The 17,141-nt window shown below is 70.1% G+C and carries 17 protein-coding genes; 11 read left to right on the top strand and 6 right to left on the bottom strand.

Annotated elements, in window-relative coordinates:
* Positions 1-22: 22 nt before the first annotated feature.
* From KQ303_RS08355 to hypE, 4 genes are read left to right on the top strand one after another with little or no spacing between them, the layout of a single operon-like run.
* Positions 23-262 (top strand): HypC/HybG/HupF family hydrogenase formation chaperone, encoded by a 240-nt coding sequence (locus KQ303_RS08355; RefSeq protein WP_259729932.1) that lies wholly within the window; start codon positions 23-25, stop codon positions 260-262.
* Positions 259-3,879: a pyruvate:ferredoxin (flavodoxin) oxidoreductase gene (gene nifJ, locus KQ303_RS08350; protein ID WP_259729931.1), complete on the top strand. Its 3,621-nt coding sequence runs from the start codon at positions 259-261 to the stop codon at positions 3,877-3,879. The genes KQ303_RS08355 and nifJ overlap by 4 nt, the downstream gene beginning before the upstream one ends.
* Complete coding sequence (gene hypD / locus KQ303_RS08345; RefSeq protein WP_259729930.1) at positions 3,876-5,048, top strand: hydrogenase formation protein HypD; 1,173 nt, start codon at positions 3,876-3,878, stop codon at positions 5,046-5,048. The genes nifJ and hypD overlap by 4 nt, the downstream gene beginning before the upstream one ends.
* A gap of 3 nt (positions 5,049-5,051) precedes the next feature.
* The gene (gene hypE, locus KQ303_RS08340; RefSeq protein ID WP_259729929.1) at positions 5,052-6,134 is read left to right on the top strand and encodes a hydrogenase expression/formation protein HypE; all 1,083 of its coding nucleotides are present in this window, start codon (positions 5,052-5,054) and stop codon (positions 6,132-6,134) included.
* Between the two features lie 83 nt (positions 6,135-6,217).
* Here hypE and KQ303_RS08335 read toward each other — a convergent pair whose 3' ends face one another.
* The 5 genes from KQ303_RS08335 to KQ303_RS08315 all read right to left on the bottom strand — a co-directional run bounded on the left by KQ303_RS08335 (position 6,218) and on the right by KQ303_RS08315 (position 9,087).
* Entirely contained in the window at positions 6,218-6,499 is a 282-nt protein-coding gene (locus tag KQ303_RS08335; protein WP_094510088.1) for a hypothetical protein, read from the bottom strand.
* A 149-nt stretch (positions 6,500-6,648) separates the two neighbouring features.
* The gene (locus KQ303_RS08330) at positions 6,649-6,906 is read right to left on the bottom strand and encodes a hypothetical protein (protein ID WP_259729928.1); all 258 of its coding nucleotides are present in this window, start codon (positions 6,904-6,906) and stop codon (positions 6,649-6,651) included.
* Positions 6,907-6,970: 64 nt separating this feature from the next.
* Complete coding sequence (gene gluQRS, locus KQ303_RS08325; RefSeq protein ID WP_399233278.1) at positions 6,971-7,939, bottom strand: tRNA glutamyl-Q(34) synthetase GluQRS; 969 nt, start codon at positions 7,937-7,939, stop codon at positions 6,971-6,973.
* Positions 7,939-8,214, bottom strand: a complete 276-nt coding sequence (locus KQ303_RS08320) for an HU family DNA-binding protein (protein WP_094510083.1) — start codon at positions 8,212-8,214, stop codon at positions 7,939-7,941. The genes gluQRS and KQ303_RS08320 overlap by 1 nt, the downstream gene beginning before the upstream one ends.
* Before the next feature lie 228 nt (positions 8,215-8,442).
* Positions 8,443-9,087 carry an MBL fold metallo-hydrolase gene (locus KQ303_RS08315; protein ID WP_259729927.1) on the bottom strand — a complete coding sequence of 215 codons (645 nt, stop codon included), beginning with the start codon at positions 9,085-9,087 and terminating at the stop codon, positions 8,443-8,445.
* 53 nt (positions 9,088-9,140) lie between these two features.
* Between KQ303_RS08315 and KQ303_RS08310 the strand changes: the two genes are divergently transcribed.
* From KQ303_RS08310 to KQ303_RS08295, 4 genes are all read left to right on the top strand, one after another.
* Entirely contained in the window at positions 9,141-11,216 is a 2,076-nt protein-coding gene (locus KQ303_RS08310; RefSeq protein WP_259729926.1) for a glycogen-debranching protein, read from the top strand.
* 115 nt (positions 11,217-11,331) lie between these two features.
* Positions 11,332-12,354: a GTP-binding protein gene (locus KQ303_RS08305; RefSeq protein WP_259729925.1), complete on the top strand. Its 1,023-nt coding sequence runs from the start codon at positions 11,332-11,334 to the stop codon at positions 12,352-12,354.
* A gap of 13 nt (positions 12,355-12,367) precedes the next feature.
* Positions 12,368-12,946: a WD40 repeat domain-containing protein gene (locus tag KQ303_RS08300; RefSeq protein WP_259729924.1), complete on the top strand. Its 579-nt coding sequence runs from the start codon at positions 12,368-12,370 to the stop codon at positions 12,944-12,946.
* Between the two features lie 7 nt (positions 12,947-12,953).
* Positions 12,954-13,667 carry a polysaccharide deacetylase family protein gene (locus KQ303_RS08295; RefSeq protein ID WP_259729923.1) on the top strand — a complete coding sequence of 238 codons (714 nt, stop codon included), beginning with the start codon at positions 12,954-12,956 and terminating at the stop codon, positions 13,665-13,667.
* Here KQ303_RS08295 and KQ303_RS08290 read toward each other — a convergent pair.
* Positions 13,622-14,350, bottom strand: a complete 729-nt coding sequence (locus tag KQ303_RS08290) for a triacylglycerol lipase (protein WP_259729976.1) — start codon at positions 14,348-14,350, stop codon at positions 13,622-13,624. The two genes, KQ303_RS08295 and KQ303_RS08290, sit on opposite strands and share 46 nt — an antisense overlap.
* Positions 14,351-14,726: 376 nt before the next feature.
* Here KQ303_RS08290 and KQ303_RS08285 point away from each other — a divergent pair, with 376 nt between their 5' ends.
* The 3 genes from KQ303_RS08285 (at position 14,727) to cax (ending at position 17,139) form a co-directional block, all read left to right on the top strand.
* On the top strand, positions 14,727-15,104 hold the full coding sequence (locus KQ303_RS08285; RefSeq protein ID WP_259729922.1) for a hypothetical protein: 378 nt from the start codon (positions 14,727-14,729) through the stop codon (positions 15,102-15,104).
* Positions 15,105-15,168: 64 nt separating this feature from the next.
* Positions 15,169-15,954 (top strand): fructokinase, encoded by a 786-nt coding sequence (locus KQ303_RS08280; RefSeq protein WP_259729921.1) that lies wholly within the window; start codon positions 15,169-15,171, stop codon positions 15,952-15,954.
* Positions 15,955-16,071: 117 nt separating this feature from the next.
* Positions 16,072-17,139, top strand: coding sequence for a calcium/proton exchanger (gene cax / locus KQ303_RS08275; RefSeq protein WP_259729920.1), 1,068 nt, complete (start codon positions 16,072-16,074; stop codon positions 17,137-17,139).
* Positions 17,140-17,141: the final 2 nt, after the last annotated feature.

Below are 17,141 nucleotides of genomic sequence, written 5' to 3'. Positions count from 1 at the left end.
CCGCTGGCGGCGGAGGTGCGTGATGTGTCTGGCTGTGCCGGGTGAGCTGATCCGGATCGAGCACCGCCGCCCGGCCGACCTCGCGCAGCACGCTGGCGGCGACGGCGAAGACAGCGACGACGACGCGCTCTGGCGGGTGGGCGTGGTGGAGTTCTCCGGCGTGCAGCGGGAGGTGAGCCTGGCCTGTGTGCCGGAGGCCCGCCCCGGCGATCTGCTGCTTGTGCACGTGGGTTTCGCGCTCAGCGTGGTGGTGGAGTCATGAGCCTGCCCCGCACTGATGGCAGCGTCACCGTCGATGGCAATGAAGCCGTGGCGCGCGTGGCCTACCGGCTGAACGAGGTGATGGCGATCTACCCGATCACCCCGGCCACGCCGATGGGGGAATGGGCCGATGGCTGGGCCGCGGCCGGCCGCCCCAACCTCTGGGGCAGCGTGCCCACCGTGGTGGAGATGCAGAGCGAGGGGGGGGCCGCCGGTGTGCTGCATGGCGCCCTGCAGGCCGGAGCGCTCGCCACCACCTTCACGGCGTCACAGGGGCTGCTGCTGATGCTGCCCAACCTCTACAAGATCGCCGGTGAACTCACCAGCACGGTGGTGCACGTGGCTGCCCGGGCCCTGGCGGGTCAGGCGCTGTCGATCTTCGGGGACCACAGCGACGTGATGGCCACCCGCGGCAGCGGCTGCGCCCTGCTCTGCTCGGCGTCGGTGCAGGAGGCCGGCGACTTCGCCGCCATCGCCACCCTGGCCAGCTTGAACACGCGCCTGCCCTTCCTGCATTTCTTCGACGGCTTCCGCACCTCCCACGAACTGCACACGGTGGTGCCGCTCTCCGATGCCACCCTGGCCGCCCTGATTCCGGTGGGGCTGATCGCCGCCCACCGGGCCCGGGGGCTGAGCCCCGACCATCCCGTGATCCGTGGCACCAGCCACAACCCTGATGTGGCCTTTCAGGCCCGTGAAGCGGCCAACCCCTTCCACGACGCCGCCCCGGCGCTGGTGCAGCAGGCGATGGACCGCTTCGCCGCACTCACCGGGCGCGCCTACCGGCTGTTCGAGTATCACGGCGATCCGCTGGCGGAGCGGGTGCTGGTGCTGATGGGCTCAGGCTGCGAGACGGCCCAGCTCACGGTCGATGCCCTCATCGCCAGCGGCGAGCGGGTGGGGGTGCTGAAGGTGCGGCTCTACCGGCCGTTCAGCGCCGAGCGGCTGGTGGCGGCGCTGCCGGCCAGCGTGCGCGCGATCGCCGTGCTGGATCGCTGCAAGGAACCGGGCGCCGGCGGCGACCCGCTGTACCTCGATGTGAGCGATGCGGTGCGGCGCTGCTGGGGGCGGACCGCCGCCACCGACGCCAGACCGCAGCCCCGGGTGGTGGGCGGGCGCTACGGCCTGGCCTCGAAGGAGTTCAACCCGGCGATGGTGAAGGCGGTGCTGGAGGCCCTGCGCGGCCACGCGGCGCCCCATTCCTTCAGCGTCGGCATCGAGGACGACCTCACCCACCGTTCCCTGCCGGTGGACACCAGCTTCCGCGCCGAAACGGAGGGGGAGTTCCAGGCCGTGATCTACGGGCTCGGCGCCGACGGCAGCGTGGGCGCCAGCAAGAACACGATCAAGATCATCGGCGAGGGAACAGACCTGCACGCCCAGGGCTACTTCGTCTACGACTCGAAGAAATCCGGTTCGGTCACGGAGTCGCATCTGCGCTTCGGGCCTCGACCGATCCACGCCACCCACCTGGTGGGGCGGGCCGATCTGGTGGCTTGCCACCAGTGGGATTTCCTCAGCCGCTTCGACCTGCTGAGCACGGCGCGCCCCGGCGCCACCCTGCTGCTGAACAGCCCCTGGGAGGCCGGACAGATCTGGGAGCTGCTGCCAGCGGCGGTGCGCGCCCGGATCCGCGCCAGGCAGCTGCGCGTGTTCGCCATCCATGCCGCCGCGATTGCGCGCGACTTCGAGCTGGGCGAACGCATCAACACCGTGATGCAGACCTGCTTCTTCTCGCTCGCCGGGGTGATGCCGCTGGAGCAGGCGCTGGAGGCGATCCGCGCCGCGATCCGCCACAGCTACGGCCACAAGGGAGAGTCGGTGGTGCAGCGCAACCTGCAGGCCGTCGATGCCGCCCTGGCACGGCTGCTGCCGGTGCCGATTCCGGCGGAGGACCCAGCCGGCCCGCCCGAGCCGGAGGCCGATCGCTTCGCCGCCGCCCCCGCCTTCGTGCGCAGCGTGATCGTGCCCCAGCTGGCCCGCCAGGGCGATCAGCTGCCGGTCAGCGCCCTGCCCGCCGATGGCACCTACCCCTGCGGCACCGCCCGTTGGGAAAAGCGCAACATTGCCGACAGCGTGCCGGTCTGGGAGGAGCAGCTGTGCGTGCAGTGCGGCAAATGCGTGATGGTGTGCCCCCATGCAGTGATCCGCGCCAAGGTGGTGGAGCCAGCCGCGCTGGCGGCGGCACCGCCGGGCTTCCTGAGCGCGCCGGCCCGCGAACCGCACGGCAGCGCCAACCGCTTCACCCTGCAGGTGGCGGTTGAGGACTGCACCGGCTGCGCCCTCTGCGTGGAGGTCTGCCCGGCACGCGAGCGGGACACGCCCAGCCACAAGGCCATCAACATGGCGCCGCAGCGCCCCCTGCGCGAGCAGGCCCGCGGCGCCTGGGAGTTCTTCCTGCAGCTACCCGACACCGAGCGCAGCCAGCTGAACCTGCGCCACATCGGCCAGCAGCAGCTGCAGGAGCCGCTGTTCGAATTTTCCGGCGCCTGCGCCGGCTGCGGCGAAACCCCCTACATCAAACTCGCCACCCAGCTGTTCGGCGACCGGATGGTGGTGGCCAACGCCACCGGCTGCTCGTCGATCTATGGCGGCAACCTGCCCACCACCCCCTGGAGCTGCAACGGCGAGGGCCGCGGGCCGGCCTGGTCCAACTCCCTGTTCGAAGACAACGCCGAGTTCGGGCTGGGCTTCCGCGTGGCCTACGACCAGCGGCACACCACCGCCGTGCGCCTGCTGCGTCGCCTGGCCGAACCCGGCGACGGGGGCAGCGAGGCGCCGGTGCCGCCGGAGCTGGCAGAGGCTCTGATCCAGGCGGATCAGAGCGGGGAAACGGGGATCTTCGAGCAGCGGCAGCGGGTTGTGGAGCTGCGCGGGCGGCTGGGGCAGGTGCAGCAGGCGCCGGAGCGGCAGGCGGAGATCGAGGCGCTGCTCGCCCTGGCCGACGATCTGACCAAGCGCAGCGTGTGGATGATCGGCGGCGACGGCTGGGCCTACGACATCGACGCGGGCGGCATCGACCAGGTGCTCGCCAGCGGCCAGGACGTGAACCTGCTGGTGCTTGACACCGAGCTCTACTCCAACACCGGCGGGCAGATGTCGAAGGCCACCCCGATCGGTGCCGTCGCCAAGTTCGCCAGTGGCGGCAAGCGCACCGCCAAGAAGGATCTGGGCCTGATGGCGATGAGCTATGGCAACGTCTACGTGGCCAGCGTGGCGATGGGCGCCCGCGACGAGCACACCCTGCGGGCCTTCCTGGAGGCCGAATCGTTTGCGGGGCCTTCGCTGATCCTGGCCTACTCCCACTGCATCGCCCACGGCATCGACATGGCCAAGGGCATGAGCCAGCAACGGCAGGCCGTGGAGTCGGGCCGCTGGCTGCTCTACCGCCACGACCCGCGCCGCAGCGCTGCGGGCCTGAATCCCCTGGTGCTCGATTGCCGCACCCCCTCGCTGCCGGTGGCTGAAGCGATGGCCCGCGAGAACCGCTTTCGCAGCCTCAGCGACAGCGATCCGGAGCAGGCAGAGCGCCTGGCGCTGCTGGCCCAGCAGCAGGTGGACGCCCGCTGGGAGCACTACCGCCAGCTGGCCGCCCTGCCGGCGCCCGGGGCCGGGTGAACCCACTCGCCCCCTACCGCCAGCCGGAGGCGGTGCAGCAGCTGGTGGGGCAGTTGCAGCAGGCCATCAGCCGCCCCTGGACCCTGATGGAGGTCTGCGGCGGGCAGACCCACGCGCTGCTGCGCCACGGCCTCGACCGGCTGCTGCCCGAGGGGTTGGAGCTGATCCACGGCCCCGGCTGCCCGGTGTGCGTCACCCCGGCGGCCACGATCGATCGCGCCCTGGAGCTGGCAGCCCGCCCGGGGGTGATCCTCTGCTCCTACGGGGACATGCTGCGGGTACCCGGTTCCGATGGCCGCAGCCTGCTGGATCTGCGGGCGGCGGGGGCCTGCGTCCGGGTCGTCACCTCGCCCCTCGATGCGCTGGCGATCGCCCGCGATTCCCCAGGGCAGCAGGTGGTGTTCTTCGCGGTGGGCTTTGAAACCACCGCACCGGCCACGGCGCTGCTGGCCCATCAGGCCTGGTGCTGTGGCAGCAGCAACCTGGCGCTGCTGGTGGGCCACGTGCGGATTGCTCCGGCGATGGAGGCCCTGCTGGCCTCCCCGCACAACCGCGTGCAAGGCTTCCTGGCCGCCGGCCATGTCTGCGCGGTGATGGGCAGCGAGGAGCTGGAGCCGCTGAGTGCCCGCTTCCATGTGCCGGTGGTGGTCACGGGCTTCGAGCCGGTGGATCTGCTGGAGGGGCTGCTGCGCTGCGTGCGACAGCTGGAGCGGAGCGAGGGCCGGGTGGAGAACGCCTATGGCCGTGCCTGCCGCCCGCAGGGCAACGCGGCAGCCCGGGCCCTGATCGCCCGGGTGTTCGAGCCGGTGGATCAGTTGTGGCGTGGCCTCGGCCTGTTTCCCGCCAGCGGCCTGCGGCTGCGCCCCCCCTACGCCGCCCTCGACGCCGCCCGGCTGCCCAGCCAGGCCACCGAGCATCGGCCTGGGCCCGATGCTGCCGCGGCCTGCATCAGCGGCCAGGTGCTGCAGGGTCTGGCCCGGCCCACCGCCTGTCCGGCTTTCGGCCGCACCTGCACGCCGGAGCGCCCGCTCGGAGCGCCGATGGTGTCATCGGAAGGGGCGTGTGCCGCCTACTGGCACCACGGCGATCGGGCGGAAAGCTCTGCAGCAGCCAGGCCCCTGGCCCGGGCGGTGGAGGCCAGCAGCCTGTCCGACAAGGCGGAGCCCTGACCCATGGCCAGCGCCAGCCCCGACGACAGCGAGGCCATTGAGCGGGTGCAGCTGGGTCATGGCGGCGGCGGCAGCCTCAGCCAGCAGCTGATCGCCGAGCTGCTGGTGCCGGCCTTCGGGCCGGGCGATGGGGTGTTGCATGACGCGGCCACGTTCAAGGCCGGCCCGGGTCCGCTGGCCTTCAGCACCGATGCCTACGTGGTGCGGCCGCTGATCTTCCCCGGCGGCGACATCGGCCGGCTGGCGGTGATCGGCACCGTGAACGATCTGGCCATGGTGGGGGCCCGGCCGCTGGCGCTCAGCCTGGCCCTGATCCTGGAGGAAGGCCTGGCGATGGGCACACTGCGGCAGGTGGTCGCCTCGATCCGCACGGCCGCCGCCGCCTGCGGTGTGCCGGTGCTGACCGGCGACACCAAGGTGGTGGAACGGGGCAAGGGCGACGGCCTGTACATCACCACCAGCGGTGTGGGCAGCCTGGGGCCGGGTCCGGCCATCGGCCCGCCGGCGGTGCGGCCGGGCGACGCCATCCTGGTGAGCGGCGATCTGGGACGCCATGGGGTGGCGATCCTGGCGGCACGCCACGAACTGGGCTTCCGCACGGAGCTCTGCAGCGACCTGGCCTCGCTGCTGCCATCAGTGCAGGCGCTGCTGGGGCAGGGGCTGGAGGTGCACGCCCTGCGGGATCTCACCCGCGGTGGGCTGGCCAGCGCCCTGTTTGAGATCGCCCGCGACACAGGCCTTCTCCTGCAGATCGAAGAGGAGGCGGTGCCGATCGCGCCGGCGGTGGCGAGCGCCTGCGAGCTGTTGGGCCTGGATCCGCTGGCGATGGCCAACGAAGGGCGGTTGGTGCTGTTCCTGCCCGCCGCTGAGGCGGCGCAGGCCCTGGCCGTGCTGCAGGGCTTCCAGCCCGAGGCCGCGATCATCGGCGCGGTGGCTGACGCCGGGATGCCTGGAGACAGCGAGTCCGGGGCTGGCAACCGCCTGTTGCCCGCCATCGCCAGGGGGACAGTGCTGCTGCGCAACGCCTATGGCGTGCAGCGGCGCCTGGCTCTGGGCCGGGGCGAGCAGCTGCCGCGCATCTGCTGAGCGCCAGGCAAGGGGCGCGGGCCTGGGGGTGGCGCTGGGTTTCAACCCTTGCGTTCTGCCCTTCCCGGAAAGCCGGCTGCGGCTCAGGGCCAGTAGCCGTCGCCGAAGCCATCGCCCATGCCACCATCGCCCGCCGGGTCGAACTCAGGCCAGCCCGGATCGCCGCCGTCAAGCAGACCGAAGCGGGCGGCTTCGTCATCCATCAAGGTGTTGCCCTCCGGCCGGGTGTCGCAGGTGACGCTCCCGTCGCTGCCGGTCACGCAGTCGTCGAAGCGCACATCAGCCCGGACGGCGGCGGGCAGGAGCAGGCCGGCGCCCAGACCGAGCAGCAGCGCCGTCCGGCCCAGGCGGCGGGTAGCAGCCATCACAACGGCCTGCGACCGCCGCGTGGCAGGGCGGCTGGAATGATGGATCAACGTTCGTCCTGCAGCGATGTATACCGATTGGACCGCCGTCATCCTGCTCCTGCTCACCGCAGCGCCGTTGGCCGTTGTGGTGGCCACTGCCGCTTTCTTCATCTGGCGCCAGAAGACAGCGGGTCGGCGTTGAGCGCCCGGGCGTCCTGACGGCGCAGCCTGTACTCCAGCGAGGGCTCGACGCTGAACTGGGGCAGTCGGCCCTGGCCGAGGCAATCCAGGCAGGTGCGGAATTTCTGGTCGCTGAGGCGCAGCACGCCACTGCCGCCGCAACGCGGGCATCGCTGCGCCTCCACCTCTCGCCGCGCTGACGGCAGCACCGCCTTTGGCAGGCCCGCCTGTGTGGGTTCGCCCATCAATCCCCGTTTTCGTGTTGATTTCAGTGTGGACGGCCCGCCCCCCCGGATTGACGCCACTTCCTTAAGCCTTCCCGCATAAACGCCGTTTCAACGCCTCGTTGCTCAGGTTCTGCAGCAACTCCGCGGCACTCAGGCGGCTTCCCGCCGGCACCAGGCCCAGGCTGGCGGCCAGCAGGCCGATCACCGCCGCCGCATCGAGCCCCTGCGCGCGCAGCCCCGCCACCCCCTCCGCTCCCGATCGCTTGGCCAGCCGTTCGCCGCGGGCATCGCGCCACAGCGGCACATGCCAGTAGGTCGGGGGCGTGGCACCGAGGCACTGCATCACGGCCACCTGCGGCGCCGTCGCAGCCCAGAGGTCTTCGCCGCGCACCACCGTGGTGATGCCCAGCGCCAGCTCATCGACGGCGGTGGCCAGGTGATACGCCAGGAAGCCATCTGCGCGGCGCAGCACCACATCCCCCACCTGGCGCGCCGCCTCAAGCCGGCCGGGAGCGGCGATCGCCTCCGGCCAACAGAGCGGAGCGTCCTGAAGACGTAGGCGCCAGCTGGGCAGGCGGCCGTTCTCCACGCCCCAGCCGTGGGTGCGCGTGCGGCAGAAGCCCGGATACACCGACACCGCCCCCTGCGGCGCAGACACATCCGCCAGCAAGCGGCGGCTGCAGCGGCAGGGATAGAGCAAACCCCGGCGGCGCAGAGCGGAGAGCGCCGTGGCGTAGAGGCCGGTGCGCTCGCTCTGGCGCACCGGCGGGCCATCCCAGTGAAGGCCCAGCCAGCGGAGGTCGGCCAGGATCGCCTCTTCGGCACCGGCGCGGTTGCGCGGGGTGTCGAGATCATCGATGCGGAGCAGGAGCTCACCCCCCTGAAGCCGGGCTTCCAGCCAGGCCACGAGGGCGGTGCGCAGATTGCCGCGGTGCAGGGGGCCCGTGGGAGACGGAGCGAAGCGCCCGCGGTGGTGGCGGCTTCGCTGTTGCTCTCCCGTTGTGATCAGCCCCTGAAGGTGAGAGGGCAGACCGGTGGAGGCGGGAGGAATCAGCCCTGAACCTGATCCTTGAACTGCTTGCCGGCCGTGAAGGCGGGCACGCGCTTGGCGGGGATGGCGATTTTCTCGCCGGTCTTGGGGTTCAGACCCTGACGGGCGGAACGCTCACGGGCTTCAAAGGAACCGAAGCCGAGGATGGATACCTTTTTGCCTTCGACCACCGAATCAATGATGGTTTCGATGGCGGCGTCGACGACCTTCGACACTTCGGTCTTGGTGAGCTCGGTGCGAGCCGCAACGAGGTTGACGAGGTCAGCTTTGTTCATTGGGCGGGAATCTGGGGGCAGAAAACTGGAGAGGGGCGGGAGTGGGGCGGAGCGGAAGAAGCCGTTCCCGCCATGCGGTGAAAACGAACCGACCACGGAGACCAACCAACGGCTGGACACTCGGCCGGATCATCTGGCGGGCTAATCGTATGGGGGAAGGGCGACCTGGGCAACCGAAACCGCTTGCTTGGCCAAGGTTTTTCCCGATTGGCCGCCCTTGATCACCTCTCATTGTGCCGCTGGAGCGGTGCCGGGCACCAACTTCTCGCCGCGCAGGGCACCCAGGCCGGCACCGGTGGCGATCCAGCGGGGCGACCCCGCCGGCAACCAGTGCTGCAGGCGCTCCAGGCTGCGCTGCTGCCGCGGCCAGTGGAACGTGTGGGCGGTGGGCAGCGGCCCCAGGCGCCCGGGGGCGAGCGGCACCAGCAGCCGTCCGCAGAACAGCAGGTCGTGGGCGCCGGTGGCATGCAGCACGCAGGCCCCGGGTGAGGGGCCCGGGGTCCACAGCAGCCGCAGGTCGTCAGCAAGGTCATGGGCGGCGCCGAAGGGCCGCAGCTCCGGCAGCCCTGGCAGCAGGTAGGCCTCCTGCTCCTGTACCAGCACCGGCCAGCCGATCGCCTCCTGCAGGCGGTGGCAGCGGCCGTGGCCGGCGCGGCCGGTGAGCACGATCACACCCGGCGGCCCCGCCAGCGCCGCCAGGTTCGCCGCCGTCAGCGCCGGGCAATCGATCAGCACGGGCGGGCGCTGTGGCAATGCCAGCAGCCAGGCGGTGCCCCCCTGGGTGTCGCGGTTGGGGGGAAACACCCACAGCCCGGGCAGCACCTGCTGCGGCGGCCGCCCCTCCTCCAACGCCGCGGGCAAGAACGCCGACATCCGCACCAGAGGGGCAACACACGACTAGCTTGAACCGCAGCACTTCACAGCCCGTGTCCTCGACCCACCTGGGACACCCCTGGCCCCTCGGCGCCGCCGTCACCGTGCGGGGAGTGAACTTCTCAGTGGTGGCACCGCTGGCCACCCGGGTGGAGCTGCTGCTCTTCGCCGACGGCGACGCGCCCGAACCCTTCCGCATCATTCCGCTCGATGCCCGCCATCGCTCCGGCGATCACTGGCATGTGGAAGTGGTGGGGGTGGGCATCGGCTGCTGCTATGGCTATCGCGTGTACGGGCCGCTGCAGCCGGGGGCACACGGCTTCAACCCTTCCAAGGTGCTGCTCGATCCCTGCGCGCGGGCGATCAGCGGCTGGTCGCGGTACCGCCGCGCCGACGCCACCGGCACCGCGCCCAACACCGCCTCCTGCCTGAAGGGGGTGGTCACGGAACGCGACCTGTTCGACTTCAACGCCGCGCCCCGCCCGCGCCACAGCTGGCAGCGCACCGTTGTTTATGAGCTGCACGTGGCCGGCTTCAGCCAGGGCGAGAGCAGCCCGGTGGCACCGGAGCGGCGCGGCAGCCTGCTGGGCCTGATCGACACCATCCCCTATCTGAAGAGCCTCGGGGTCACCACCCTGGAGCTGCTGCCGGTGATGGCCTTCGACCCGCAGGATGCCCCGCCCGGCCGCCACAACTACTGGGGCTACAGCCCGATCAGCTGGATGGCCCCCCATCACGGCTACCTGCTGGGCGACGACCCGCTGCAGGCCCGCGACCAGGTGCGGGCGCTGGTGCTGGCCTGCCACCAAGCCGGCCTGGAGGTAGTGCTCGATGTGGTGCTGAACCACACCAGCGAAGGCAACCAGGATGGCCCCACGCTCAGCTGGCGCGGCTTCGCCGATCGCCTCTACTACCACCAGAACCCCGACGGTGACTACCTCGATGTGACCGGCTGCGGCAACACGGTGGCGGCCAACCGCCCGCTGGTGCGGCAGCTGATGATGGAAGCGCTGCGCTGCTGGGCGCTGGAACTCGGCATCGATGGCTTCCGCTTCGACCTGGGCATCGCCCTGTCGCGCGGCGAGAACCTGGCGCCGCTCGACCAGCCGCCCCTGTTCGAGGAACTGGAGGCGGATCCGCGGCTGAGCGATCTGAAGATGGTGAGCGAGCCGTGGGATTGCGGCGGCCTCTACCGCCTCCACGATTTCCCGGCGCGGCGCATGGGCACCTGGAACGGACGCTTCCGCGACGACGTGCGCCGCTTCTGGAAGGGCGACGAGAGCTGCTGCTGGGCGATGGCCCAGCGCCTGTCCGGCAGCCCCGATCTCTACGGCGGTCGCCCGCCGGCGGTGGGGCGCAGCATCACCTTCATCACCGCCCACGACGGCTTCACCCTGGCGGATCTGGTCAGTTACAACGGCAAGCACAACCTCGCCAACGGCGAAGACAACCGCGACGGCGACAACCACAACAACAGCTGGAACCACGGTGTGGAGGGTCCCACCACCGACCACGGGGTGAACGATCTGCGCAACCGCCAGCTGCGCAACCTGCTCGCCACCCTGCTGCTGGCCCCGGGCGTGCCGATGCTGCTGATGGGGGATGAAGTGCGCCGCAGCCAGGGGGGCAACAACAACACCTGGTGCCAGAACAATCCACTCGGCTGGATGAACTGGCGCCCCGATGGCGAAGACCTCGGCCTCAGGCTCTTCCTGCAACGGCTGGTGCACCTGCGCACCCATCTGTTCAGCCTGCTGAACCCGGAAACCCCCTACGCCGAAGGGGTCCAGGGGGCCGGCCTGCCCGGCGATCACCTGTGGCGGGAGTGGCACGGCGTGGCGCTGCAGCAACCCGACTGGGCCAGCTGGTCGCACACGCTGGCCTGGAGCCTGCACGACCACGCCCACGGTCCCCTGCTCTGGTGCGGGCTGAACGCCTACAGCAAGCCCATGCACTTCGAGCTGCCCACGGCGCCGGAAGGCTGGCTGCGGGTGATCGACACGGCCCTGCCGGCCGGTCAGGACATCCCCCATGAGCCCAGCCGCTGGATGCACGACGGCGCGCCGCTGGAGAGCCGCAGCCTGATGCTGATGCTCGCGCCCCACCTGCTGAACGGGAAGGCGCTCTGAGTTATGCGGATGGCGGGTGCGCCACGGGCGCTGGTCCGCCGCCGGCGATCACCAGGTCAGCCATCCCCACCCAGGCGGCAGCACCACTGCTACAACGACAACGATTCTCACTCTGATGGGGCTCTGCGGTACCCGCCGCGCCCCCGCCCTCGCCTTGGCCTTCACCAGCGTCGTTCCAGCGGCCGATCGCCAGCCGGTGACCGTGCTCACCGGTTATCTCGGCGCCGGCAAAACCACCCTGCCGAACCGGATCCTCACCCACGAACACGGCCTCAAGGTGGCGGTGATCGTGAACGAATTCGGTGAGGTGGGCATCGACAATCAGCTCGTGATCGATGCCGACGAAGAGATCTTCGAGATGAACAATGGGTGCATCTGCTGCACCGTGCGTGGCGATCTGATCCGCATCATCGGCAATCTGATGAAACGGCGGGATCGCTTCGATCACCTAGTGATCGAAACCACCGGCCTAGCCGATCCCGCCCCCGTCATCCAGACCTTCTTCGTGGACGAAGACCTGCGGGATGAGCTGCGGCTTGATGCCGTGATCACCCTGGTGGATCTGGTGCACGTGCAGCAGCACTGGGAGGCGGAGGAGGTGCAGGAACAGCTGGCCTTCGCCGATGTGCTGCTGCTCAACAAGGCGGATCTGGTGGAGGAGGCCGAACGCCAGGCGATCGAGCAACGGGTGCGGGCGATCAACCCGATGGCGCGGCTGCTCACCACCCGCAACGCCGATGCCCCGATCGATCAGCTTCTCGGCGTGGGGGCGTTCGAGCTGGAGCGGGCCCTGAGCCTCGATCCCGGCTTGCTGGCCGAGGAGCATGCCCACGCGCACGACGACGCCGTGGGCTCGGTGGCGTTCGTGGAGGAGCGGCCGATGGATCTCGACAAGCTGGGCACCTGGCTGTCGGATCTGGTGGCCGAGCGGGGACCCGATCTGTTCCGGATGAAAGGCATCATCCAGCTGGAAGGCAAGGAGGAGCGCTATGTGTTCCAGGCGGTGCACATGCTGCTGGATGGCGATTTCGATCGCCCCTGGAAAGAAGGCGAGCGGCGCTGCACCGAATTCGTGGTCATCGGGCGCGATCTCGATGCCGAGGGCCTGCGGGCGGGCTTCACCGCCTGCGTGGCCTGAGCGGCAACGCGCCATGACCTCAACGCAGCCCCTGTTGCGGGAGCGGCTCTGCGGGGAGCTGCAGCAGGCGATCACGGCGCTGAGCTGGTCGGCGGATGGCGAGTTTCTGGCGATCGCCACGGCCGGCGGCGAACTGCTGCTGCTTGATTTCCGCGCCGGCTGCGAAGAGCTGCTGCAGGGCCTGAGCGACACCAGCCTCGATGCGATCGGCTTCAGCGCCGACGGGCAGTTCCTGATGGCGGTGGGCCAGGCCGGCGAGCTGTTGCTGTGGGAACTGGGCGGCTCCGGGGTGCGGCCGATCGCCTTCGCGCCGCAACCGCTCGGCGCCGGCTGGCTGGATGCGGCGGCCTGGCAGCCCAGAGGGCTGCTGCTGGCAATGGCTGCCGGCCGCCGGGTGCGGCTCTGGGATGGGGCGCTGCGCCAGTGGCGCCCCGACAGCCTCGAGCTGCCCGGCACCGCCCAGTGCCTGGCCTGGAGCGCCGACGGCAGGCGGCTGGCGGCCGGCGGCGACCAGGGCCGCTGGTGGCTGTGGCCGGTGACCCTGCCCGGCAGGCCACGTCAGCGGCGCTCGGGCAGAACCGGGTTTGGTTGAGCGGCTGTTGATCCTGGCTCTCATTGCGCTGGCCATGATCACGCTGGCCCTGATCGTGCTGCTGCCGTCGCTGGTGATCCGCACGCTGCTGGCGCCGCTCAACCCGGCGGTGGTGTTCTGTGGCGCGGGCCGGCAGCGGCGGCTGGCGCTCACGATCGATGACGGGCCCAGTGGCGCCGGCTCACAGGCGCTGCTGGAGCTGCTGCGGGAGCTGGAGGTGCCGGCCACCTTTTTCCTGATCGGCTCCCATCTGCCCAACGACCCGCACTTTCCCCGTCGGGCCCTGGAGCAGGGGCATGCCATCGGCAACCACCTCTGGCGCGATGTGCGCTCCGCCGGGCTCGATCAGGCGGCGTTCCTGGGCCAGCTGGGTGACACCGAAGCGGGGGTGGAGCGGGCTGCGGCGCCGCAGACGCTGCGCTGGCGCTGGTGCCGCCCGGGGCGGGGTTGGTTCCACGCGGCGATGCTGGGCTGGCTGGCGGAGCGGGGCTACCGGCTGGTGCTGGGCTCGATCTTTCCCTGGGACACCTATCAGCCACCGCTGTGGTTCGTGCAGGCCTTCGTGCGGCTCAACGCCCACCCCGGCGGCATCCTGGTGCTGCACGACACACCGGAGCTGAGCCCGCGCACCCAGGCCAGCCTGCGCTGGATCGTTCCGGCGCTGCGCCGGCGCGGCTACAGCTTCGTGCCGCTGGCGGAGCTGCTGGAGGCGGCGGGCTGAGCCAGCTCCCACCAGCGCTCCACCGCCTCCGGGCTGCCGTACCAGCACGGCCCGAAGGCACCGCCATGGGCCACTCCCGCCAGCACCAGCGGGGTGGAGCCGGCCAGCAGGGCGGAGGCCACCGGCACCAGACCGTCGCCGCGATCGGCGGCATCACCGGTGCTGTTGCGGTAAGCGGTGGGGGCCAGGCGCTGGGCCAGCGGGCTGGCGGTGGCCAGATCCAGATCTCCCGCCACCGACACGTACTGCACCCGATCGGCGAAGGGCGAACCGGGCAGGCGCTGCTGCACCAGCTCACGCAGCACCGTGGCCTTGAGGGCGGTGTGGGGACTGCCCAGCATCACGAGCGTGTCGGCAAGGGCCTTGCCGTCGTAGGAGCGGCCCTGGAAGGGGGCGTGATCGAGGAAGAGCCGCAGCATGATGCCGCCGGAGCTGTGGCCGATCAGGGTGATCCTGCCGGTGGGGGATTGCTGCGCCAGGTCCGCAGCGGCGGCGGCGACCCGATCGAGGATGCGCGCCCAGGCGAAGGCGAACACGGTCAGCAGCCATTCGGGCTTGCCCACCGCCACCAGCTGCACGGGCTGACCGCTCAGCTGCTGCAGCCGCGCCACCATCGGCGCATAGGCCTCGGCGCTGATCAGAAAGCCGCCGAGCAGCAGGATCGGTTGGCCGGGAAGGGGCATCGGCGGGGCGCGCAGGCGTGGGGTGCGGCTGAACAGCACCACGATGCCAAACGGGCGCTGCAACGCAGCAGCGAGATGTTGACGTCTCAGCCACAACGAATAGGTTGAAGCTAACGAGCGCGCCAAGCGCTTCCGCCGTTTCAAAGGCTTCGTTCCCTTTCATCCGTTCAGTGCTCGCCGAATGGTCTGACAACCATCGCCTGAGCATCTGAACCAACGGCCCCGCCCTGTTGCGACCCTCAAGCGCCGAGCCCCACAGGGGCCGGTGTCACTGAACGGCGGAAAGGATCTCCCCTCCGATTCCGCCGAACCGCGGCACTTCCGGTGCAGCCAGCGGAGCAGCGCGTTCGATGTTGCCATCACGGAGACACGCACCATGACGACCACCAACGCACCGATGAACAACGCACAGCTGAACGATGCACCGATGAGCAACGACAGCCGCAACGATCAGGACCGGGCCAATGCTCAACTCAAGGAAGCGGTTCTGAACAAGAAACGCGTGCAGATCGAGGCCTGGTCGGCGCAGATCGAGCAGCTGCAGGAGGGCATGAGCGGCCTGGCCGACTCCGTGCGCAGCACCACCCGGCAACGCCTCGACGATCTCAGCAACGCCCGCAACCAGGCCACGGCCCAGCTGGAGCAACTGCAGCAGAGCAGCCAGGAGAACTGGGACGCGCTGCTGCAGCAAAGCGATGCCTTCTTTCACGACCTGGCTGATCGCTTCCATCGCTTCGCCAGCAAGAACGACTGACCGCGGCGCACAACCAGCCGCCAACGCCACGAACACATTCCCCTCCCTTCACCCACACCCAGCCATGACCCTCACCACACCCCAACGTCCTCACGCCCACACCGAAGTGGTGGCCTTCTCCCAGGCGCTCCATGACGCAGAGGAGACCCCCACCGCAGACGCTCACACCCCACAGGCCCGCCACGAAGACTCCGGCAACGAAGACACCAGCAACCAGGACGCTCCCGGCCCGGGCGGCCACACGCCGGCCGGCCTCACCGAAGCGATGCTGCCGGAGATCAACGAATCGTTCTGGCTGCTGATCACCAGCGACGCCCTGCTCGGCGCCAGCCAGCACCAGGTGCTGCGCATGGTGCTCAACCGCACGGCACCCAGCAGCGTGCTGGTGGCGCTGGATGTGAACTGGCAGGCGGAGCACTGGGGTCTGCCCCCTGAAGCGGGGCCCACGGCGGAGGTGCTGCGGCGCTTCCAGCCGCTGGCGGAAGCCGCCGCCTTGATCCGCTGCACGTCGCAGGAGGCGGAGGCCTTATTCTTCAGCCGTGATCCCGAGCGCATCAAGGAGCGGCTGGCGCACCGCCCGGCGGTGCTGGTCACCGATCCGGCAGGTGTGATCCGCTGGAGCATTGGCGGCCACTGCGGGCGCATCGCGGCGGGGCTGGTGCAGAACCCGGACATCTTCCTGGCCGAGATGCTCGAAAACCTCTGCGCCAACCCCCAGCTGCTCGCCACCGCCGGCCGGGGCATCCAAGCCATCGCCGATCCGGATCGGCTCTGCGAGCAATTGCGCAAGGCGGCTGCCGCCTCAGGGGAACGCCGCCAGGAGGCTCGCCCCCTGGTGGCCATGGCCTGAACCGGCGCAGGCGGGAAGCGCATCGCTGCGAAGTGCCTGGGTGAGCGCACCCAGGCCTGGAGCGCGGCAGCACCAACCTCCACCTAACTTCTGTCTGCCCGCTTGAGCGCTGTCCCCATGACCATCCGCCGGGTTGCCTCGATCGGGTTGCTGGCGATGGTGCCGGTCTCGATCGCGGCGGAAGCACTGCACTGGGGTGACTTGGCGGTGTTCGTCACCTCGGCGGTGGCGATTCTGCCCCTGGCTATCTGGCTGAGCACCGCCACCGAAGAGCTCTCGCTGGTGTTCGGCCCCTCGATCGGGGCCCTGCTCAATGCCGTGTTCGGCAACGCCACCGAGCTGATCATCGCCCTGGTGGCGCTCAAGGCCGGCCTGGTGGACATCGTCAAGGCCAGCATCACCGGCACGGTGATGGCCAACCTGCTGCTGGCGCTTGGCCTCTCGATGTTGGTGGGGGGCATCGGACGGCAGGAGCAGGAGTTCAAGCCGGTGGTGGCCCGGGTGAACGGCTCCGCCATGACCCTGGCGGTGCTGGCGATCCTGATTCCAAGCCTGGCGGTGCTCTCGGGCGGCCAGGAGGCGGAGAGCACCGAACCGTTCGGGGCCTTCGTGGCCTGGGTGCTGCTGGGCGTGTACGCCCTCACCCTGCTGTTCTCGCTGCGAACGCACCGTGGCCTCTATGAGGTGGCGGAGGCGGATCTGGGCGAAGACCAGCCCCATGCCCCGAATCCGTGGGTGTGGCTGACGGTGCTGGTGGCGGCCACCGTCGCCCTGGCCTACGAGTCGGAGCTGTTCGTGGGCGTGATCGAAACCGTCACCGAAGGCTTCGGCCTCTCCGCCCTGTTCACGGGGGTGGTGCTGCTGCCGCTGCTGGGGGGCACGGCCGAATACCTCACGGCCGTTTCGATGGCCCGCAAGAACAAGATGGATCTGTCAGTGTCGGTGGCGCTGGGGTCCACCCTGCTGGTGGCACTGCTGGTAGTGCCGGCGCTGGTGCTGATCGGCCCCCTGCTGGGCCACCCCCTGCCTCTGAGCTTTGATGTCTACGAGTTGGTGGCGGTGATCACGGCGGTGGTGGTGAGCAACCTGGTAACCATCGATGGTCGCTCCGACTGGCTGGAAGGCGTGCTGCTGCTGGCGGCCTACCTGATCCTGGCGGCCGGCTTCTACTTCCAGTCGGCCTGATC

It is taken from the genome of Synechococcus sp. CS-1333 (assembly GCF_025128015.1).
Taxonomy (GTDB): domain Bacteria; phylum Cyanobacteriota; class Cyanobacteriia; order PCC-6307; family Cyanobiaceae; genus MW101C3.
This window is presented reverse-complemented; position numbering and strand designations above follow the sequence as displayed.